We start from the raw sequence: 19278 nt of genomic DNA, 5'->3' as shown, positions 1-19278 counted from the left end.
CGCGCTCGGTGCGCGGATGTGTCAGGCCTGCAATCGGTGCAGCGCCTCCACCAAACGGTTGATGTCGTCTGCGCCGGTCCCCAGGCCGAAGCTCGCGCGCACCGCACCATCGGGAAAGCCGAGCCGTTGCAGCAGCGGATGTGCGCAGAACTTTCCGTCGCGCACGCCGATTCCCGCTGTGTCACTGAGATGTTCGGCGACTTCACGGGGCGCGTGACCGTCCACGACGAACCCGGCTATACCGACCCGGTCGGTCGAGTCGTCGAAGATCCGCAGCAGCTCGACGCCGGCGATCCCGGCCAGTCCGGCGTCGAAGCGACCCAACAGCTCCGCCTCATGCGTACCAATGGTCTCGAAGCCGATGCCGGCCAACGCCTCGCAGGCCGCCGCGATCGCGATGGCGCCCAGCACGTTCGGTGATCCCGCTTCGTGTCGAGCTGCGCCGCTGCGCCATTCGACACTCGCCGACGCTGCGTCGTCGAGGGTGACTGCCGCCGACGCACCGCCGCCGGCGAGGTACGGGTCGGCCGCGTCGAGCCAGTCCGCCCGGCCGATCAGCACCCCGGCGCCGAACGGCGCGTAAAGCTTGTGGCCGGAGAACACGAGGTAGTCGATACCGTGGCTGACCATCGACACCGGCCGGTGCGCGACGAGCTGGGCTGCATCGACCAGGATGCGGGCGCCGTGTCGGTGGGCCAGCGCGGCGAGCCGGCCGATCGGCAGCACTTCACCGGTCACATTGGACGCCGCGGTCACCGCCAGCAACGCAGCCGGCGCCGCCGCCAACTCCGCCTCCAGCGCAGCCAGGGTGTCCTCGATCGTCGACCGCGCCCGCACCACCCGCGCGCCCCCGGCGCGCTCGCGGGCCGTCCACGGCAACAGATTCGCGTGGTGCTCGATATCCAGGACGACGACATCGCCGCGAGTGGCCCGGGCGGCCAGATTGATCGCGTCGGTGGTGCCGCGGGTGAACACCACGGCGTCGTCGATCCGTCCGCGCACGAAGGCTCGTACCGACTCGCGGGCCGACTCGTACCTGACGGTGGTGACCTGCGAATGATGTCCGGCACCCCGATGGACGCTCGCGTACTGGCCGAGCGCGGCCTGCACGGCGCCGGCCACCGCGGCCAGCGCCGGCGCACTGGCCGCGTAGTCGAGGTTCACATAGCGCACCGACCCGCCTGAGCACAGTGGAACGTGCGCGGTGGCGCCGACGACCTCGGCCAGCGGCGGGATCGGGGTCGGCTGCGGGCACGCGGGCAGCGGCGCAGCCGCGAGTGACGTGATGAATGGGTCTGACAGCACAGTGGACATGAACGCTCCTAGGGAATCCGCACTTGCCGTGGCCACCTCGACCACAGCCGGGTCGTCACCCGGAGCACCCCACCGCGGAGGAGGGTTGCCGGCCAGCGAGCCGGGGCTTGTCACTGGCACTCATGACCCGCATCAACAGTCGCCCATCGGCCCCGGATGAGTCAATTTCCGATCATCGTGAGCGAAACCCGGCGAGCCGCGCCGGTACCGTGAGGTCATGTCCACTTCCGACGGCGACGACCGCGAGGTGTTCGTGCTGTCCCGACCCCACGGCACCGTCCGCGCCCGTGGTCGTCGGCGTGCGTTCACCGACACCGCCGCCGCCCGCGCAGCCCTCTCCACGGGTGACGTTCGGGCCATCACCGGGGCAATCCCTTTCGACCCAGCCGACAATGCGGCGCTCGTCGAACCAAAAGTCCTCGATGTGGACGCCGCACCGCTGACGCCGGTGCCGCCGACACCGCGCGAGGTTGTGTCCATGACGGCCCACCCCGATCCACGAACCCACCGCGACCGGGTGGTCGCAGCCATCAAACAGATCGCCGACGGCGTGGTCGACAAGGTGGTCCTCGCCCGCGCCGTCGACATCGTGATCGGGCAGCCGGTTGAGGTCACCGATCTGCTTGCCGCACTGGCGGGCGGCAATGTCGACCACAACGCCTTCGCCGTGGACGTAGGGGCCGTCATCGGCGACGATTCGTGGCTACTCGGCTCGAGCCCGGAAGTGTTGTTGCGCAAGACCGGTCGGGTCGTCACCTGCCGACCGTACGCAGGCTCGGCACGCCGATCCGCCGACCCTACCGCGGACCGTGCGGCCGCCGAGGCGCTCGCGTCGTCGTCGAAAGACCTTGCCGAGCACCGATTCGTCGTCGATTACCTCCGCGACCGGCTCGCCCCGTTGAGTTCGGATCTGGATGCACCGTCGACCCCCGAGGTCCGCTCCACGGGCGAGATCTGGCACCTGGCGACACCCATCCGCGCGACGCTGCGTGATCCGTCGGTCACCGCGCTGGATCTCGCGGCGCTGCTCAGTCCCACCCCCGCGGTCTGTGGCACACCGAGTGATGTTGCCGCCCAGTTGATCCGCGATGTCGAAGACCCACGCGGGCTCTACGGGGGCGCGGTCGGCTGGTGCGACGACGCCGGCGACGGCGAGTGGATGGTCACCATCCGATGCCTGCAGCTTGCCGCAGATCGCCACAGTCTGCGCACCTGGGCCGGCGGCGGGATCGTGGCCCAGTCCGACCCACAGGACGAACTCGACGAGACCACCGCCAAACTCGCGACCGTCCTCAACGCATTGGGTATAGCGCATGCCTGACGACTTCCTGATCGCCCACAACCCGGAGGAAGGTTCGTCGCTCCTCGATACGTCGCCCAGCGGTTGGGCTGACTCTCCGGTGATCGAGTAGGTCCGAGGCGCCAGCCGAGGGCCGTATCGAGATCAGCCCGCCGACTTCCTCACCCCAGCGCCCGATCGAGATCCGCGATCAGGTCGTCGACGCCCTCGAGCCCCACCGAAAGCCGCACCACCGAGTCGGTGACGCCGATGGCGGCTCGACCTTCCGGACCCATCGCGCGATGGGTGGTGGTGGCCGGGTGGGTGATGAGCGACTTCGAGTCGCCGAGATTGTTGGAGATGTCGACGATCTGCAGGCCGTTGAGCACCTCGAAGGCCCGCTTCTTGCCACCGACGCCGTCGCGGTCGGCGATCTCGAAGGTCACCACGGTGCCGCCGCCCGACATCTGCGCCTTGGCGAGTTCGTACTGCGGATGAGACTGCAGGAAGGGATATTTGACCCACGCCACCCGTGGATCGGCCTCAAGGAACTCGGCGATCCGCAACGCCGAGGACACCGAGGCGTCCAACCGCAACCGCATCGTCTCGAGGCCCTTGAGCATCGTCCACGCATTGAAAGGACTCAACGCCGGCCCGGTGTGGCGCATCAGGGTCTGCACCGGGCCGTCGATGTACTCCTGCTCGCCGAGAACCGCACCGCCCATCACGCGTCCCTGGCCGTCGATGTGTTTGGTCCCGGAGTAGACGATGACGTCGGCACCCATGTCGAGTCCGCGCTGCAGCAGCGGGGTGGCGAACACGTTGTCCAGCACCACCTTCGCACCCGCGGCGTGCGCCAGCTCGGTCACCTTGGCGACGTCGACGAGGGTCTGCATCGGGTTGGACGGGGTCTCGAAGAACACCGCCGTGGTGGGCGTCGACAGCGCATCGCGCCACTGGTCGAGGTCCTCGCCGTCGACGAACACCGTCTCCACACCCCAGCGGGGCAAGATCTCGTTACACACCACGAAGCACGAGCCGAACAGGCTGCGTGCGGCCACCAGGCGGTCACCGGCCTTCAGCAGCGCACCGAGCGCGACGAACATGGCGGCCATTCCGCTGGCTGTGGCGAAACACGCTTGCGCACCTTCGATCTGGCGCAGACGTTCCTGGAACATCTCGACTGTGGGGTTGCCGTAGCGGGAGTAGACGAAGCGCTCGTCCTCACCGGTGAACGCGCGTTCGGCGGCCTCCGCCGAGTCGTAGACGTAACCACTGGTCAGGTACAAGGCCTCGGAGGTCTCGTAGAAGCCGGACCGATCGAGGCCGGCCCGCACGGCCAGGGTGTCAGCCGAAACACCTTCGGGCAGTTGCTTGCTCACGACTGCCGCCAGGGGAGGTTCTGTGCCCGCCAGCCCGCGTTGCCGCGGTGGTCGTCGGAGTCCAGCCCACCTTCGAAGCCGTCGAGCACGTTGTAGGCCTTGTCGACCCCGTCTGCGGTCGCTGCCTCGGCCGCCCCGATGGACCGATGTCCGGACCGGCAGATGAAGATCACCTCGTCGTCATCGGCGATTCCCGCATCGCGCAACTGCGAGACGAACGCATCATTGTGGCGGCCGTCGGGGAAGGTGTTCCACTCGATGAACACCGTCTTCTTACCGATGACCTCGAGATCCGGCACACCCACAAACGCCCACTCGGCCCGGGTGCGGCAGTCCACCAGCACCGACTTGGGGTCGTTCTCCAGTTTCTTCCACGCCTCCAGGGGCGTGAGGTCACCCGCGTAGCTCACGACGTACACACCTTCCAGTCCCCGTCTTCTCGCACCACGACCACATCCGTGACCTGTTCTGAGTCCGGTGTCTCGTCGAAATGCCAATGTACCTGTGCGGTCGCCCGGTCACCGTTCACGGTGATGTCGGCGATCTCCGGGATCACGATCTGCCCGTTCTCCTCGAACGAGACCCGGTTCTGCTCGACGAAGGTGTCCTTGTCCGGGAAGGTGTCGGAGGCGAGTTCCGCAGCGCATGTGGCCTCCCGGTAACGGGTGTAATCCAACTCGTTGCGAGCGGTGTACGCATCGTTGACCGCATGCTGGATGTGCGCTTCGGTACTCATGCGGTCGTCGGCGGGACGGATCAGATACGAGATGCCAATGCCGATCGCGGCGATGGCCACCACACCCAGGGCCACCAGGAACGGCCACGCCGCCTTCCAGGTCGGCGCGGGCGTGGTCTGACCGTCGGAAGGTCCACCGGACTCCGAACGATCCTGATCACCCGCACGCTTGGCCATGGCGCGCAGTCTATCGACCGTCGTCAGACCCCCTGGCCGCGGCACCGGCCCGCCACAGGCGGTTAGGCTAGGGTACCCAACCCAATCGACGTGAGGGCTCCCATGAAGGCACATCGGTCACTCCCCCGCACGGTGCGGATCGCGATCACGTCACTCGTGGCCGTCGCGGCACTGTCGGTCGGGGCATGCAGCGCACCCGATGAAGACAACGCCGCATCGTCGTCGATGCCGGCCGCCGATCCCGGCGCCCTGCCCGTGACCATCGACCACGAGTACGGCGCCACGACCGTCACCGAGCAGCCTTCACGCGTCGCGGCGATGGGTGTGGGCGACGCCGATACCCTGTTGGCGCTGGGCATCACACCGACGACGATCGCGCCGTTCGCCGATCCGACCCAGCGCAGCACACCCTGGAACGCCGACCTACTCGGCGACGCGGAGCCGGTGATCCTGCCGCAGGCCGCCGCAGAGTTCGGCAGTCAGATCCCGCTGGCCCTGCAGACCGATCCGGAGCTGGTCACCGCCGTCGGCGCCGCGCCGACCCGGGAGCAATACGACATTCTGTCGAAGGCGGTACCCACCATCACCCGCCCCGCCGAGTACCCCGATTGGCAGGTGCCGTGGGACGTGCAGACGACCCAGATCGGTCGCGCCGTGGGACTACCCGAACAGGCGCAGGCCAAGATCGACGAGACACAGGGATTCCTGGCCGACATCCGCGAACAGCATCCCGAATTCGCGGGCAAGACCGGCGTGGTGGTCACGGCCTCGCCCGACGGCGGTCTGTCGATCTATGCCGGCTCCGACGGCCGCGGGCAGACCCTCACCGACTACGGGCTCACGTTTCCGGAGTCACTGCAACCGGCCATCACCAACGGCTTCTACGGTTCGATCTCCGCCGAGAACATGTCCATGCTCAACGGCGTGGACGTCGTGGTCGCGGTCGACTGGGACGGCGCCAACGATCGTCTGCGCAACGATCCGGCCTGGTCGCGGCTACCGGTGGTTACCGAGGGCCGCGTGGTCTACCTCGATCAGCAGGTGGGCAGTGCGATGTCGGTGCCCACTGTGCTCACCGTCCCGTGGGTGGCCGAGCAGGCTGTCGCGCCGATCTCGGCGGCCGCACAGCGCTGACCACCGAGGACACAGGTGAGGTTTACCTCACAAGAGATTTTGGCCGACGACGATCAGCGCCTACCGTAGAAGGGATAGGCGCCGCGTCAGCGGCCACCGCCACCGACTTCTTCACCGGAAGTCACCGAGAGAGCCACGGAAAGCATCTATTCCATGAGTGACACCAGCCGCCCGTTGCGGGTTGCCATCGTCGGTGCAGGTCCCGCCGGGATCTACGCCGCCGACGCGTTGATGAAGTCCGACACCGCCAAGGACCGAGGCGTCAGTATCGACCTGTTCGAGCGCATGCCGGCACCTTTCGGTCTGATCCGTTACGGCGTGGCACCGGATCATCCGCGAATCAAGGGCATCATCACGGCGCTTCACAAGGTGCTCGACAAGCCGCAGGTCCGCCTGATCGGCAACGTCGACTACGGCACCGACATCACACTGGAAGAACTCCGTGACCTCTACGACGCGGTGATCTTCTCCACCGGCGCCACCGACGACCGCGCGCTGGGGATCCCCGGCACCGACCTCGAGGGCAGCTACGGCGCCGCCCAGTTCGTCGCCTGGTACGACGGACACCCCGACTTCCCGCGCACCTGGCCACTGGATCAGGAGAAGGTCGCCGTCATCGGTGTCGGCAACGTCGCCCTCGACGTCGCGCGCGTGCTGGCCAAGACCGGCGACGAACTGCTGCCCACCGAGATCCCCGCCAACGTCTACGAGGGCCTCAAGGCCAACAAGGCCGTCGAGGTGCACGTGTTCGGGCGTCGCGGACCGGCGCAGGCGAAGTTCACCCCGCTCGAACTCAAGGAACTCGACCACTCCCCGAACATCGAGGTCATCGTCGCACCCGAGGACATCGAGTACGACGAGGGTTCGGCAGTGGCCCGCCGCGGGTCCAAGATCACCGACCAGGTCGCCACGATCATCGAGAACTACGCCATCCGCGACCCCAAGCAGGGCGCGATCCACAAGCTCTACCTGCACTTCTTTGAGAATCCGGTGGAGATCCTCGGCGAGGACGGCAAGGTCGTCGGCCTGCGCACCGAGCGCACCCAGCTCGACGGCACCGGCAACGTCAAGCCGACCGGCAAGCACACCGACTGGGAGATCGGCGCGGTCTACCGTGCTGTCGGCTACCTGTCGGACAACCTGCCGCAGATCCCGTTCGACCACCAGGCAGGCGTGATCCCGAACGAGGCCGGACGCGTGTTCGACGAGGGCAGCCAACTCACCGGCATCTACACCACCGGCTGGGTCAAACGCGGCCCGGTCGGCCTGATCGGTCACACGAAGGGCGACGCCAACGAAACCGTCGACTGCATTCTCGAGGACATGACCAACGGCGCTCTGCTCTCGCCGAGCCGTCCGTCCGAGGACGCCCTCATCGAGATCCTCGAGGCCAAGAGCATCCCGTTCACTACCTGGGACGGCTGGTACCGCCTCGACGAGCACGAGCGCGCCCTGGGCGCCGCCGAAGGCCGCGAACGCGTCAAGGTCGTCGAGCGCGAGGACATGCTCGCCGCCAGCGAGCCCGACAAGGTCGCCCGCCCCTCCAGCTGAGTCCCGAGCGTTGGCGAGTCACCTCGCCAACGCGCTCAGCACGGCAGCCGACAGAACCCAAAAAATCACCGAGAGAACCCACCCGCACAAGTTCGCGGGCCGGTCATCACAGACCGTGGGTTCTCTCGGTGATTTTTTGGGTTCTGTCGGCGCGAAACCGGGTTCTGTCGGCGCGAAACCGGGTTCTGTCGGCGCGAAACTGGGTGCCGTCGGCGCTACCCAGCGCCGACGGCGGGAGACCTAGCTACCGGTGGGCGGGGTCTGCTGGCCCGGGTTGTCCATCCGGCGGAAGTTCTGCCAGTAGCCGAAGTTGTTGGTCAGGTTCTCGGCCTCGTTGGCGAAGGTGAAGCCGGAGATCGACGACGGGAAGCAGCCGAACCAACGGGTCTCGATCGGACGGACCCAGCGGTTACCGTTCCACTTGGACATCGACTCACCCGGCTTGAGTTCCTTGACGCGCACCGACGCGCCGTTGATCTCGTTGAGGATGACGTTGTGCATGGTGGTGTCACCGATGTTGCGGACCGTCATCCAGCGGTACATGTACCAGGCCTGATTCCACGGCTGGCCCCACTGACCGAAATGGCATTCGATGCCTCCCAGGATCTGCAGATCACCCGGAGTCGCGGCCTGTGCCGGCGCAGTGCCTGCCAGCGAACCTGCCGCGATGCCGACCGTGGCCAGCACGGCTGCCCCCGCACGCTTGAGTGATGCTCTCATCGCCCTCTCCTCTGTTGTCTTCTCGACTGTTGTCTTCTCGATTGCTTCGACTTCTCGACTGCTTCGACTTCTCGACGAGTTGCGCCTGTCGACGCAACGTCCGTGCGACGTGTTGTCTCTGCGACGTGTGGTGTGACTATCGGCCCGCGCCTGCCGAATCGTTACGCACTGCTCAGCATCTTCACAGTCATGAGCGTGATTCGTTATACAACGGATATTGGAACGTTTGGCCCTGACATCGGGGGCGGGAAAGGTTGGTAAGGTAACCCTTTGTGCGTCGAATGACCGGGATTGTGCTGCTCACCGCGGTTCTCGTGGTGGCGCTGCTCGCGTCGGTCGCCATCGGTACCCGCCAACTCGGCTTGAGCGAGGTTCTCGACGCGATCCAGGCCGGCGGCTGGCCACATCTGGCCCTCGCCGACTTCCACGGGGTGCCGTGGCTGGTGCTGGAATCGCCCACTCCCCCGCCCGGCGCCGACGACGTGTACGGCATCGTCTGGGACCTCCGTTTCCCGCGTACGGTGCTCGGCCTGATCGTGGGCCTCGCGATCGGCGCGGCCGGCGCGCTGGCCCAGGGCCACACCCGCAACCCGCTCGCCGATCCCGGCATGTTGGGAGTGAACGCCGGCGCGGCGTGCGCGGTGGTGGTCGGCGTCTACGTGCTCGGCATCCAGAGTCCGATCGCCTACATGGCCTTCGGTCTGCTGGGCGCCCTGATTGCCGCGAGTGCGGTGTTCGGCCTGTCCGCATTGTCCGGTGCGAGCCCGCTGACACTGGTGCTGGCCGGCACCGGACTGTCGGCGCTGCTACTCGCCATCACCTCGGGAATCGTGCTCACCGACAGCGTCACGTTGGATGCCTGGCGGTTCTGGAACGTCGGCGCCACCACCGGCCGCGGCCTCGACGTGTTCTCGGCGAGTCTGCCGTTCATCGTCCTCGGACTGATCCTGGCGCTGGGCAGCGGCTACTTCCTCAACGTGCTCAGCCTCGGCGAGGACATGACCAAGGCGCTGGGCTCGCGGGTGGTGTTGATCCGATCCGTCGGCATCCTCACCATCACGCTGCTCATCGGTGCCGCGACGGCCGCCTGCGGCCCCATCGTCTTCCTGGGCCTGGTGGTCCCGCACATCTCCCGCGCGATCGTCGGCCCCGACTATCGCTGGATAGTGCCCTACTCGGCGTTGCTCGGTGCGATCCTCATCTTGGTGTGTGACATCCTGGGTCGCGTCATCGCCCGGCCCGGCGAGATCCAGGTCGGTGTGGTGCTCGCGCTGGTCGGGGCGCCGTTCTTGATCGCGCTGGTGCGTCGACGGAAGTTGGTGAGCGTATGACCGTCGACGTCGCGCCGCAGCCGCCGGCCCCCGAACCCGACCAGACCACCGCCGGTCAGCGGCGGGCCACCCGGCGCGTTGTGCGGATCGGACCGTCGTCGTGGGTGATTCGGCCGCGCATGCTGACGGTGGGATTCGTGGGCGCCGCGATCACCGTGCTGCTGTTCCTGCTCAGCGTCGGTGTCAGCGATTACCCGATGGGGCCGTTCGATGTCGCGCGCGTCCTGCTCGGCGGCGGAACCCGCATCGAGAACGTGGTGGTCTTCGACGTCTCGCTGCCCCGCGCGCTCGTCTCCCTGCTGGTGGGCTTCGGCTTCGGCATGGCCGGCGCGTTGACCCAGCGGATCGCCCGCAACCCGCTGGCGACCCCCGACATCCTCGGCATCACTGCCGGGGCGAGCGCAGCCGCGGTGGCGGCCATCGCGTTCTCGACCAGCTGGGGCGCCTGGCTCGCCGGCCTCGGCATCCCGACGGCAGCCCTTCTCGGCGGTTTCGTGACGGCGATCGCGATGTACATCCTGGCCTGGCCGGGGCGGCGGGCGAATTCGGGGATAGACCCGTTCCGGCTGGTCATCATCGGCGTGGGCGTCACCTGGATGCTGCAGGCGCTCACCAGCTATATGTTGACCCGCGCGCAGATCGCCGACGCCGCACGCGCACAGACCTGGCTGGTGGGGTCGGTGTCGCAGGCGACGTGGACCGACGTGTGGCCGTCGCTGATCGCGGTGGCGGTCGGTGTGACCATGGTGCTCGGGTTGTCGCGCCCGATCGGTGTGCTGGGCCTCGGACCCGACATCGCCCGCGGGCTCGGTGTGAACGCCGGCCGGGTCACCGCAGTGGTGCTGCTGGTCGCGGTGTTCGTCACCGCGCTGTGCGTGTCGGCGGCCGGACCGATCGCGTTCGTCGCGCTGCTCGCACCGCAGATCGCCCTGCGACTCACCGGATCGTCGCAGCCGACGCCCCTGGCGTCCGGACTGATCGGCGCGATGCTGGTCCTCGGCGGCGACCTGCTGTGCCGAACGGTGCTGCCCGGCAACCTGCCGGTGGGCATCGTCACCGCCGCGATCGGCGGACCGTTCCTCATCTACCTCATGATCACCATGTCCCGAAAGGCCACCGTATGACCAACGGTTTCGGCACCGACGTCACCTCCCCGAACAACGGGCGGTGTCGGCTGCGTGCAGAAGGGCTCAGCGTCGGCTACGACGAGCGGACGGTGATCACCGATCTGGACATCGCCATCCCCGACGCCCAGATCACCACGATCATCGGTCCCAACGGATGTGGGAAGTCGACGTTGCTGCGTGCGCTGTCGCGGTTGTTGCCGCCCCGCGCCGGCACCGTCTATCTCGACGACGAAGACATCAACCGGATGCGGCCGAAATCGGTGGCCCGCGCGCTGGGTCTGCTGCCGCAGAATCCCGTTGCGCCCGAAGGTCTGACCGTCGCCGACCTGGTCATCCGCGGCCGTCATCCGCACCAGCGGTGGTATCAGCAGGCGACCGCGGCGGACGAAGCCGCGGTGGCTCGGGCGTTGGCGCAGACCGAGACCGCCGATCTGGCCGACCGCCCCATCGACGCGTTGTCCGGCGGACAACGACAGCGGGTGTGGATCGCGCTGACGCTGGCCCAGGAGACCGATCTGCTGTTGCTCGACGAACCGACCACCTACCTCGATCTCGCGCACTCCGTGGAGATCCTCGATTTGGTACGCACGTTGCGCACCGAGCACGGCAAGACCGTGGTGATGGTGCTGCACGACCTCAATCTCGCTGCCCGCTACAGCGATTCACTGTTCGTGATGCGGGCGGGACAGATCGTCGCGCAGGGTCGACCCGACGACGTCGTCACTGCCGACCTCCTCGAGGACGCCTTCGGTCTCCAGGCCCACGTGATGGAGGACCCGGTCGCCGGTGGGCCGATGATCATCCCGCTCGGTTCACGACACGCGCCAGTGCGGTCGTGAGCGCCATGACGAGCAGTGCGACTACCGGAATCCACAACGCGGCCAACGTCAACCATCGGAAGCCGTAGCCCCCGCCGACGGCGCCGACGGCGAGCAGCGACCACATTCCCAGCGATTTCAGCCACGCCCGACGCGGAGCGTCGGTGTGATCCCCGCGCGTCACCACCGTATCGGCGAGTTGCCGAGCCGAACGTACCAATGTGCCGGTGACGTAGGTGAGTCCGTAGGGCACCGCGGCGTCCCGTTCGAAGATCGCATTGATCATGCCGGTCGCGACCGCCACCACCAGCATGCCGGTCACGCCCGCCCCGGCGATGCCTTGTCCCGACGAATCCGGTTGCAGGCCGGCAACTGTGGCACCCAGAGCCATGGTGCCCGTCACCGTCCACAGCAGCCATTCCCGGGGGCGTCGGCGGGTGCGGTTGATGACCGAGCCCACGAACACACCGGCGAAGAACAGCGCGATCAGCCCGGCGCATATCCCCACATCTGACCAGTGCCCCAGGCTAGGCGACACACCCATCACGGTGGTGTTGCCGGACATGAAGGACACGAAGTTTGCCTGCAGGTAGATGAAGGCGATGGCGTCGACGAATCCGGCGACCAGCAGCAGCGTTGCGGCAGAGATGATCCCCGCAGCCGGCCGGGTCACCAGATCCCTGCCCCGACAAGCCAGATCGCGGTGCCGAGCAACGCGGCGAACAACTCGATGCCGATGGTGATGGCCGCGGCCTTCGCCGACGACACGGTGCCCCGCCAGGCGGCCTGAGCGCTTCGGGTGCGGACCAGCTCGGCGATCATGGCGCCGACCACGAAGCCGATGAACAGTCCGATCACCGGGATCACGAAGAACCCGATGATGCCGAGGACCCCGCCGACGGCGATGGTGGTGTTCGGCACACCGGAGGCCTTCAACGACCGCCCGGCGACCAGATACTTGACCACTTCACCGATGACGATGACAGCCGCGGCGGCGGCGAAGATGCCCCACGCCCAGCCGCCGACCGCGACCGCCCACACGCCGATCGCGAGCGCCACCAGGATGCTTCCAGGCAGCACCGGGAAGACGATGCCCAGCAGACCGACCAGGATGACCGCTCCGATGAGCAGTTCCCCACCCAGCGACATCGTCGGTTGGGGTCAGTCGACCGAGGCGCGCGACGGTTCGTCGGCCTGGCGATTCGCCGTGGGCCCGGCCGGACGCGATGCCGGTGGAGGGGTGGGTCCCGGCGGCGGACCGGGCCGTCCGGGCGGCGGCCCGACGGGGCGTCCGGGCGCGCCGCCGCGTGGTGGTTGCGGTCCGCGCTGCGGCGGTGGGCCGGGCCGTGGGCCACCGGGCGGCGGTCCCGGAGGGGTCGGCCGCGGCGGACGTCCACCCGGGCCCGGGCGCGGCGGCTGCCCGGAAATCGGCGGTGCGCCGGCCGGACGCGGTCCGGCCGGATAGGCCCCGCCAGCTGGGCGCTGTTGCTGTGGACCGGCGTGCGGCGGCACATTCGGAGCACCGGGCGGCGGCCCCGGACGGCGGGGCGGTGGCGGCACCGGCGGGTTACCCAGCGGCTCGGGGACAGTCCGTTCGAAGGGACGCGCCGCCACCGGCGTCACCAGCGACGCCGCCTGGACGGCGCGCTGGCGGGCCGTGGCCACATCGTCGGCGGTGGCGGTGATGACACCCATGCGGCGCCGGTGGAAGCTCTGCGGCTTGCCGAACAGCCGGATGTCGGTTTCCGGTACGGCCAGCGCACGAGCGACGTTGGCGAATCCGATGGCCGGTTCGTCGAGCTGACCGTAGATCACCGCAGACGCACCTGGCGAGGCCAGCGTGACGTCGACGGGCAAGCCGAGGATGGCTCGCGCGTGCATCTCGAACTCGGAGAGGCGTTGCGTGGCGAGAGTCACCAATCCGGTGTCGTGCGGGCGCGGGCTGACCTCGGAGAAGTAGACGTCGTCGCCTTGGACGAAGAGTTCGACGCCGAAGATACCTCGACCGCCGAGCTTCCCGTCGCCCATCGCGGTGGCGATGCGGGCCGCGATGGAGGTCGCCGCGGCCAGCGCGTCGGTGGACATCTCGTGCGGCTGCCAGCTCTCCACGTAGTCGCCGCCGACCTGCTGATGACCGATCGGTGCGCAGAAATGGGAGGCGAGGCGACCGGTGACGGGATCGATCGCGCGGACCGTCAGCAGGGTGATCTCGTAATCGAACTCGATGAAGCCCTCGACGATGACCCGCTCGCCTTGCACGCGAGCGCCGGTCGTCGCGTTCTGCCAGGCGCCGCCGATGTCGGCGGGTGCACGCACCACGGTCTGGCCCTTGCCCGACGACGACATCACCGGTTTCACCACGCAGGGGAAGCCGATCTCGGCGACCGCCGCCTCGAGCTCCTCCGCCGACGATGCAAACAGATAGGGCGAGGTGGGCAGTCCGAGTTCCTCGTCGGCGAGGCGCCGGATGCCTTCGCGGTTCATGGTGGCAACCACAGCGTGTGCGGTCGGGATGACCTCGGCGAGCGCCCGCTTCTCCACCTCGATGAGGGCCTCGGTCGCGATCGCCTCGATCTCCGGGACCACATAATGCGGGCGGTAGCGCTCGATCAGCGCCAGGAGTGCCGCGGCGTCGGTCATGTCGATGACCTCGGCATGGTGTGCGACCTGCTGACCCGGCGCGTCGGCGTACCTGTCGACGGCGATCACCTCGACGCCGAGGCGCTGGAACGCGATGATGACCTCTTTGCCCAGTTCACCGGCGCCGAGCACCATCACCTTGGTTGCTGACGGGCTCAGCGGCGTGCCGATCACCGCGGGCGGTCCGACCGCGGGTGCCGGAACGTGCTGCTCCGGGCCACGATCAGGCGACTGGTGGTCGGCCGGTGCGTCGGATGGCTTCTGATCGGCCGGCGGTTGCTCCACCGACGCGTGTTCTGCCGGGGTGGAAGCGTGTGCGTCCGGCGCCGACGCGGCTTCTCCGCCCGCCGGCGCCGACGCCTGCGAAGCGTTGTCGCTGTCTGACGTCATGACCAGATCCTACGTGCAGTTCAGTGCACGGCCGCTAACAGATCGCGTCGGTCCCGCATCGTCGGCGGCCCGCACCCCGCATCAGTCCGTCGACTGATGGACATAGCACCATCGCCAGACCTCGCCGGGCTCGGCCGACCGCATCACCGAGTGACCTGTCTCGTCGAAGTGGGCTGCCGCGTGACGCCGCGGGCTCGAGTCGCAGCACCCGACATGACCACACGTCAGACAGATCCGTAGGTGCGCCCAGTGGTGTTCACCGAGTTGAGTACATTCCTCGCACGCCGAGCGGTCACCGTTCCGCGGCTCGGGGTCGGCATTGATGTCGGCCCCGATGGCCGCGAGTTCGACGCAGCGCCGATCAGCGTCCGATTGCGCACCCCGGGCGAATGTCATGGTGACCATCATCCCCGATCGTCCCTCTCCGGGTCGGGCTTTATGCAACGAGCGGCACCGACTGACGCCGCGTCGGAAGCGGGCGAGGAACGTCCCCTGCCTTCTACCCCGGGGGAGCGGCCGAGCTTGCGAGGCCGCATTTCTGATCCCTGAGGAGCGTCCGAGCGTGCGAGGCCGCGTCACGAAGGGTCCACCCACGCAACCACACTCACGCACGAAGTTGTCACACCCCACCGGCATCCTGAACCCAACCTCACCGAACAAGTCCATCCACAGCCCACTTGCAGCGCACCAAAGTTGTCAGACCCACCCGATAGTCTGATAGCAGTTCGATTCCCCACCAACGTTTCCCGAGAATCAGAGAATCGGAAAGGAAGGGCTTTGTCATGAGCCACAAAGAGCGCAGCGACGAACAAGCGAAGCGCCCTGACCCAAAGAAACAAGTCGAGGAACGAGCGCAGCCTCTGACCATGAGTAGCGGTCGAGCCTACAAAGCCGCGCCCCCTGATCCCTGAGGAGCGTCCGAGCTTGCGAGGGAAGCGTCACGAAGGGCCCACCGACGCAACCACACTCATCCACGACAAGCTGTCACACCCCACCGCTATCCTGAACCCAACACCTCGCCGAACAAGTCCATCCACAGCCCGCGCGCAACGCACCAAAGTTGTCAGACCCGCCCGATAGTCTGATAGCAGTTCGGTTCCCCACCAAACCATCCCGACCTCAGAGACCGTCTTCGCCGGAAAGGAGTGTCTCGTGTTCACCTTCACCGACCGTGCCGCCGACGACGCTCTGCTGGCCTCCAGCAGTCTCGACGAATTGGCGCAGTACGGTCGCGATCTGTTGCGGCTGAGTAACCAAGCCCAGGCAATCGCGATGCAGATCGCCCGTCAGATCGGGCAATCCACCTACAACGAGCGTCTCGCCGGATACAACGATTTCGTTCCGAACCGAATCCGCAACGCCGCCGACAAGGCCGCGAAAGGCGAAATCTCGCTGCAGTTGGGTGTTTCTCGACGTCAAGCCGGTGAATGGGTCAGTCTCGACGAATTACTCGACGAGCACCCCAAGATCCGTGACGCCTTCCGTGCCGGCGATTTGAGACCTCACCGGCTGGGTGTGGCCATCCGCGGCGCCGCCACCGGCCCCACCGGCGATCTGCGAGCACGACTCGGCGAACTCGCCGACAACGCCGAAACCACCGACGAAACCGATACCGACACCGACAATGTCGACGAGGAACTCACCCTCGACCTCGACGACCCCGAATCTGACCTCGATCCCGGCACCGACGGTGACGGCTCCGACGGCGACGGCACTGATGATGGCGGCTCCGATGATGCTGCGTCCGAGACCGACCCTGCCGCCACCGACGATCCCGCCGGTGACGATGCCGACGAGGATGAGCCGTGGGATTTCGATGATGTGGTGCTCGATCTGGCCAGCCGACCCACCACCGACACCGCCCTGCGAGATGATCTCGACGCGATCATCATCAGTCTTGATCCTGATCGGGCGGCCGAGACGCGCGATGACATCACCGATCTGTTCGGGGATGTGACGATCGGTAACGAAGCGTTCGGGCACATGACCGTCGATGCCTGCATCCCCGCCGAACACGGCGTACACCTGCGCGACCGCATCAGCGCCCTCATCGGACGACGGGTGTGTCGCCGTGATGGGCGCAGCATCAAAGCCCAACGCGTGGCCGCGTTCGCCGAAATCATCAAAGCCCCCGGCGCAAAGCTGCGCTGCCACTGCGGCGACGACACCTGCCCCACCCGCCAGACTCGTACCAGCAGCCGGGGGCAGACCACGGATGCCACCCCGAGTTTGGTCACCGACGGTGAGCGCGACGCGTCGGTCGACACCAGCACGGCTGACGAGGCCAGCGCATCGGGCCAGACCGCCGACGAACCCGCGACGGGTGGGCCTGACGCGGCAGAAGAACAGCCGATCACCCTCGCCGACATCGACGCCGACCGTGACATCGAGGGCGAGAGCGAACAGTCTGGCACCGGAATCGATGCCGATGACACCGCTGAGGATGTCGCGCCCTCCCCGGAACCGCGACGAGACTTCATCACCGCACCACCCACCGATCACGATGCCACCGCAGACGGCGCGGCAGCCGACAACTCCGCCGACTCCGACTCCGACCTCATCGTCCCCGGCCTGACCCTGCTACGCGACCCGACCGGTCTCGACCCCACCCGCCTGATGGGCTACGGCGCCATCGATCCGGCCCACGCCGCTCGGATCGCACCGCACGCCACGACCGTCACCGCCCGCCCCAGCGAAACCCGCACCGCCAGCGGGTTGATCATCTTCGGCAACCGCACACCAGCCCCACCCATCGACCCCACCGGCCACGGCGGGTTCGCCACCCCACCACCCGGGGCACTGACCTATAAACCGTCAGCAGCCCTACGCGCCGAGATCATCCAGCTCGACCGACGCTGCCGCTACCCCTACTGCGGCCGACCGTCTGAGGAGTGCGAACTCGACCACCTGTCCAAGTTCTGCCATGCCGACCCGGTGGCCGGTGGCTGGACCGTGGCCTTCAACCTCGCACCCCTGTGCCGACCCGACCACGACCGCAAACACGACGGGCCGTGGATACCGACCATGCACACCGACCGCACCATCACCTGGCGCAACGCCCGCACCGGCCAGATCATCGTCACCTACCCGCGCTGACGCATGCGCTACAGCGCCGCGTACACCACCGTTTCTTCGCTGCGTCCACGAAGCGTTGTGCTTTCTTGCCGTTCCCATGACGTCGCCTCACCGTCGGCTGCATCCACAGCCCGTCCGGAAGCCAACGGACGGCGCGGATCGCGCTTGGCCAGCTCCGACAACCGCGCACTCTCGTTGACCGGATCGCCGATCACCGTGTACTCGAATCGCTCGATGGCGCCCACATTTCCGGCCACCACCGTCCCGTAGCTGACGCCGATGCCCGCGGAGATGTCCGGAACCTCATGCGCCAGGCCGCTCGCGATGTCGCGGGCCGCCATCAAAGCCGCACCCGCCGGATCGTCGATCTCGAGCGGAGCTCCGAAAATGGCGAGCACCGCATCCCCTTCGAATTTGTTCACCAACCCCTGACCACGTTCCACTGCTGCCACGATCACGGCGAAGAACCTATTCAGGATCTCGACGACCTCGCTCGGACTACGCCCCTGCGCCAGCGTCGTGGATCCGATCACGTCGACGAACACCACCGCCACAGTGCGCTCGGCGCCGCCGAGCTCGGGGTCCTGAGCCAACGCCGCCTCGGCCACATCGCGTCCCACATGACGACCGAACAGATCCCGCATGCGTTCGCGCTCACGCAATCCGCCCACCATGCTGTTGAAACCCACCTGCAGATCACCGAGCTCGGTGCCATCGTAGACAACGAGATCGACATCCGAGATCCGGCCGCTCTGCACCCGGTTCATCGCGGTACGCACACTCCGGATCGGCGCCGTCACACTGATACTGGTCAGCACCGTCAGCAGCAACCCTGTCGACAACGCGATCACGGCCAGCACCGTGACACCCACGAACAGATCGAGTTTCGACGTGTCATCCCGAAAAGCACCGAAGAACACCACCAGCAGGATGCCGATGATCGGTATCGCCGACCCCACCATCCACGACACGATCGACCGCGAGCGGACTCCACTGCGTTTACGCCGCCGGTAGCCGGCGCTGATCACCTCGGCCGCCACCGGCCGCAACGCGAATTCGATGAGCAGGTAGGAGATCGCGACCACCACAATGCCGCTGAGCCCCACCACGAAGAACATCTTCGGGATCAGATTCGGTTCCAGAACGCCGTACATGATGGTGAACATGACGGTTGCCGCCGCCCACAACGCACCCTGGATGAACACCAGTCGCCAGGGCGCGCGCTGCGCACGTCGGGCATCCTTGGCGGTTGGCGGACGATCCCGGATGGCCCACTGCAGATCTCGCACCACCACCACGGTCCCGAACACGGTGCCCACCACAAACGCCACCGCCACATACACCGGCACCGCGATGTAGTTGACCCACCACAGCTCCGCCTGGAACAACGACGGCTCCGGAATCCCTACCGCCGACAACGCGATCGCCAGAATCGCGCCGATCAGGTTGGCGATCAACAGGAACGACGTCAGCAGGGTCTGGATGCGAACCCGCTGCTTGAACCCGCCTTCAGACGCCGAACCGAGCAGGATCGATCCGTAGTCACGACTCCCCCGGTCCATCCCGCCCCCTCGACGGTTACTCGACGTCCGATACCGCACCTA

Annotated in this window: 17 protein-coding genes and 1 riboswitch; of the genes, 7 read left to right on the top strand and 10 right to left on the bottom strand. The window is 67.3% G+C overall.

What is annotated here, in order from left to right; genetic code table 11:
• Positions 1 to 21: 21 nt before the first annotated feature.
• Positions 22 to 1314 (bottom strand): aminotransferase class V-fold PLP-dependent enzyme, encoded by a 1293-nt coding sequence (locus ACIGKQ_RS08920; RefSeq protein ID WP_396573273.1) that lies wholly within the window; start codon positions 1312 to 1314, stop codon positions 22 to 24.
• A 14-nt stretch (positions 1315 to 1328) separates the two neighbouring features.
• A riboswitch (SAM riboswitch) is annotated at positions 1329 to 1442 on the bottom strand.
• 89 nt (positions 1443 to 1531) lie between these two features.
• Here ACIGKQ_RS08920 and ACIGKQ_RS08915 point away from each other — a divergent pair.
• On the top strand, positions 1532 to 2635 hold the full coding sequence (locus ACIGKQ_RS08915; RefSeq protein ID WP_396573271.1) for an isochorismate synthase MenF: 1104 nt from the start codon (positions 1532 to 1534) through the stop codon (positions 2633 to 2635).
• Between the two features lie 140 nt (positions 2636 to 2775).
• Here ACIGKQ_RS08915 and ACIGKQ_RS08910 read toward each other — a convergent pair whose 3' ends face one another.
• From ACIGKQ_RS08910 to ACIGKQ_RS08900, 3 genes are read right to left on the bottom strand one after another with little or no spacing between them, the layout of a single operon-like run.
• Positions 2776 to 3975, bottom strand: a complete 1200-nt coding sequence (locus ACIGKQ_RS08910; protein WP_396573269.1) for an O-succinylhomoserine sulfhydrylase — start codon at positions 3973 to 3975, stop codon at positions 2776 to 2778.
• Positions 3972 to 4385 (bottom strand): rhodanese-like domain-containing protein, encoded by a 414-nt coding sequence (locus ACIGKQ_RS08905; RefSeq protein WP_396573267.1) that lies wholly within the window; start codon positions 4383 to 4385, stop codon positions 3972 to 3974. Before ACIGKQ_RS08905 ends, ACIGKQ_RS08910 begins: the two co-directional genes overlap by 4 nt.
• Complete coding sequence (locus ACIGKQ_RS08900; RefSeq protein ID WP_235724466.1) at positions 4382 to 4888, bottom strand: DUF4878 domain-containing protein; 507 nt, start codon at positions 4886 to 4888, stop codon at positions 4382 to 4384. Before ACIGKQ_RS08900 ends, ACIGKQ_RS08905 begins: the two co-directional genes overlap by 4 nt.
• Positions 4889 to 4990: 102 nt before the next feature.
• On the opposite strand from ACIGKQ_RS08900, the gene ACIGKQ_RS08895 reads away from it, so the two are divergent.
• Both ACIGKQ_RS08895 and ACIGKQ_RS08890 read left to right on the top strand, forming a co-directional pair.
• Complete coding sequence (locus ACIGKQ_RS08895) at positions 4991 to 6022, top strand: ABC transporter substrate-binding protein (protein ID WP_396573266.1); 1032 nt, start codon at positions 4991 to 4993, stop codon at positions 6020 to 6022.
• Positions 6023 to 6175: 153 nt separating this feature from the next.
• On the top strand, positions 6176 to 7573 hold the full coding sequence (locus ACIGKQ_RS08890) for an FAD-dependent oxidoreductase (RefSeq protein ID WP_287014728.1): 1398 nt from the start codon (positions 6176 to 6178) through the stop codon (positions 7571 to 7573).
• Between the two features lie 240 nt (positions 7574 to 7813).
• On the opposite strand, the gene ACIGKQ_RS08885 is transcribed toward ACIGKQ_RS08890, so the two are convergent.
• Positions 7814 to 8293: a hypothetical protein gene (locus tag ACIGKQ_RS08885; protein WP_235724463.1), complete on the bottom strand. Its 480-nt coding sequence runs from the start codon at positions 8291 to 8293 to the stop codon at positions 7814 to 7816.
• A 281-nt stretch (positions 8294 to 8574) separates the two neighbouring features.
• Here ACIGKQ_RS08885 and ACIGKQ_RS08880 point away from each other — a divergent pair, with 281 nt between their 5' ends.
• The 3 genes from ACIGKQ_RS08880 to ACIGKQ_RS08870 are packed head-to-tail and all read left to right on the top strand — an operon-like array spanning position 8575 to position 11590.
• Positions 8575 to 9624, top strand: a complete 1050-nt coding sequence (locus ACIGKQ_RS08880; RefSeq protein WP_235724462.1) for an iron ABC transporter permease — start codon at positions 8575 to 8577, stop codon at positions 9622 to 9624.
• On the top strand, positions 9621 to 10748 hold the full coding sequence (locus ACIGKQ_RS08875) for an iron chelate uptake ABC transporter family permease subunit (RefSeq protein ID WP_235724461.1): 1128 nt from the start codon (positions 9621 to 9623) through the stop codon (positions 10746 to 10748). The genes ACIGKQ_RS08880 and ACIGKQ_RS08875 overlap by 4 nt, the downstream gene beginning before the upstream one ends.
• On the top strand, positions 10745 to 11590 hold the full coding sequence (locus ACIGKQ_RS08870; protein ID WP_396573262.1) for an ABC transporter ATP-binding protein: 846 nt from the start codon (positions 10745 to 10747) through the stop codon (positions 11588 to 11590). The genes ACIGKQ_RS08875 and ACIGKQ_RS08870 overlap by 4 nt, the downstream gene beginning before the upstream one ends.
• On the opposite strand, the gene ACIGKQ_RS08865 is transcribed toward ACIGKQ_RS08870, so the two are convergent.
• From ACIGKQ_RS08865 to ACIGKQ_RS08850, 4 genes are all read right to left on the bottom strand, one after another.
• Positions 11550 to 12242 (bottom strand): YoaK family protein, encoded by a 693-nt coding sequence (locus ACIGKQ_RS08865; RefSeq protein ID WP_396573261.1) that lies wholly within the window; start codon positions 12240 to 12242, stop codon positions 11550 to 11552. The two genes, ACIGKQ_RS08870 and ACIGKQ_RS08865, sit on opposite strands and share 41 nt — an antisense overlap.
• Entirely contained in the window at positions 12239 to 12718 is a 480-nt protein-coding gene (locus tag ACIGKQ_RS08860) for a DUF456 domain-containing protein (RefSeq protein ID WP_396573259.1), read from the bottom strand. The genes ACIGKQ_RS08865 and ACIGKQ_RS08860 overlap by 4 nt, the downstream gene beginning before the upstream one ends.
• A 12-nt stretch (positions 12719 to 12730) precedes the next feature.
• A complete protein-coding gene (gene purT, locus ACIGKQ_RS08855) occupies positions 12731 to 14599 on the bottom strand; it encodes a formate-dependent phosphoribosylglycinamide formyltransferase (RefSeq protein WP_396573257.1) in 1869 nt (622 codons plus the stop codon).
• An 81-nt stretch (positions 14600 to 14680) separates the two neighbouring features.
• The gene (locus ACIGKQ_RS08850; protein ID WP_235724456.1) at positions 14681 to 14995 is read right to left on the bottom strand and encodes a UBP-type zinc finger domain-containing protein; all 315 of its coding nucleotides are present in this window, start codon (positions 14993 to 14995) and stop codon (positions 14681 to 14683) included.
• A gap of 756 nt (positions 14996 to 15751) precedes the next feature.
• On the opposite strand from ACIGKQ_RS08850, the gene ACIGKQ_RS08845 reads away from it, so the two are divergent.
• Positions 15752 to 17695: an HNH endonuclease signature motif containing protein gene (locus ACIGKQ_RS08845; RefSeq protein ID WP_396573255.1), complete on the top strand. Its 1944-nt coding sequence runs from the start codon at positions 15752 to 15754 to the stop codon at positions 17693 to 17695.
• A gap of 8 nt (positions 17696 to 17703) precedes the next feature.
• Here ACIGKQ_RS08845 and ACIGKQ_RS08840 read toward each other — a convergent pair whose 3' ends face one another.
• Positions 17704 to 19236, bottom strand: a complete 1533-nt coding sequence (locus ACIGKQ_RS08840) for an adenylate/guanylate cyclase domain-containing protein (RefSeq protein ID WP_396573254.1) — start codon at positions 19234 to 19236, stop codon at positions 17704 to 17706.
• Between the last annotated feature and the right edge of the window lie 42 nt (positions 19237 to 19278).

The organism is Gordonia sp. NPDC062954 (assembly GCF_044543825.1).
GTDB classification, from domain to species: Bacteria; Actinomycetota; Actinomycetes; order Mycobacteriales; family Mycobacteriaceae; genus Gordonia; species Gordonia tangerina.
The sequence above is the reverse complement of the archived record's forward strand: the minus strand, read 5'-3'. Positions and strand labels throughout refer to the sequence as shown.

Excerpts from the sequence above, each read along its gene's own strand:
- ACIGKQ_RS08875 (WP_235724461.1), top strand. The coding sequence starts at position 9,621 with ATGACCGTCGACGTCGCGCCGCAGCCGCCGGCCCCCGAACCCGACCAG.
- ACIGKQ_RS08890 (WP_287014728.1), top strand. The coding sequence starts at position 6,176 with ATGAGTGACACCAGCCGCCCGTTGCGGGTTGCCATCGTCGGTGCAGGT.
- ACIGKQ_RS08900 (WP_235724466.1), bottom strand. The coding sequence starts at position 4,888 with ATGGCCAAGCGTGCGGGTGATCAGGATCGTTCGGAGTCCGGTGGACCT.
- ACIGKQ_RS08880 (WP_235724462.1), top strand. The coding sequence starts at position 8,575 with ATGACCGGGATTGTGCTGCTCACCGCGGTTCTCGTGGTGGCGCTGCTC.
- ACIGKQ_RS08870 (WP_396573262.1), top strand. The coding sequence starts at position 10,745 with ATGACCAACGGTTTCGGCACCGACGTCACCTCCCCGAACAACGGGCGG.
- ACIGKQ_RS08860 (WP_396573259.1), bottom strand. The coding sequence starts at position 12,718 with ATGTCGCTGGGTGGGGAACTGCTCATCGGAGCGGTCATCCTGGTCGGT.
- ACIGKQ_RS08840 (WP_396573254.1), bottom strand. The coding sequence starts at position 19,236 with ATGGACCGGGGGAGTCGTGACTACGGATCGATCCTGCTCGGTTCGGCG.
- ACIGKQ_RS08915 (WP_396573271.1), top strand. The coding sequence starts at position 1,532 with ATGTCCACTTCCGACGGCGACGACCGCGAGGTGTTCGTGCTGTCCCGA.
- purT (WP_396573257.1), bottom strand. The coding sequence starts at position 14,599 with ATGACGTCAGACAGCGACAACGCTTCGCAGGCGTCGGCGCCGGCGGGC.
- ACIGKQ_RS08885 (WP_235724463.1), bottom strand. The coding sequence starts at position 8,293 with ATGAGAGCATCACTCAAGCGTGCGGGGGCAGCCGTGCTGGCCACGGTC.
- ACIGKQ_RS08895 (WP_396573266.1), top strand. The coding sequence starts at position 4,991 with ATGAAGGCACATCGGTCACTCCCCCGCACGGTGCGGATCGCGATCACG.
- ACIGKQ_RS08920 (WP_396573273.1), bottom strand. The coding sequence starts at position 1,314 with ATGTCCACTGTGCTGTCAGACCCATTCATCACGTCACTCGCGGCTGCG.
- ACIGKQ_RS08850 (WP_235724456.1), bottom strand. The coding sequence starts at position 14,995 with ATGACATTCGCCCGGGGTGCGCAATCGGACGCTGATCGGCGCTGCGTC.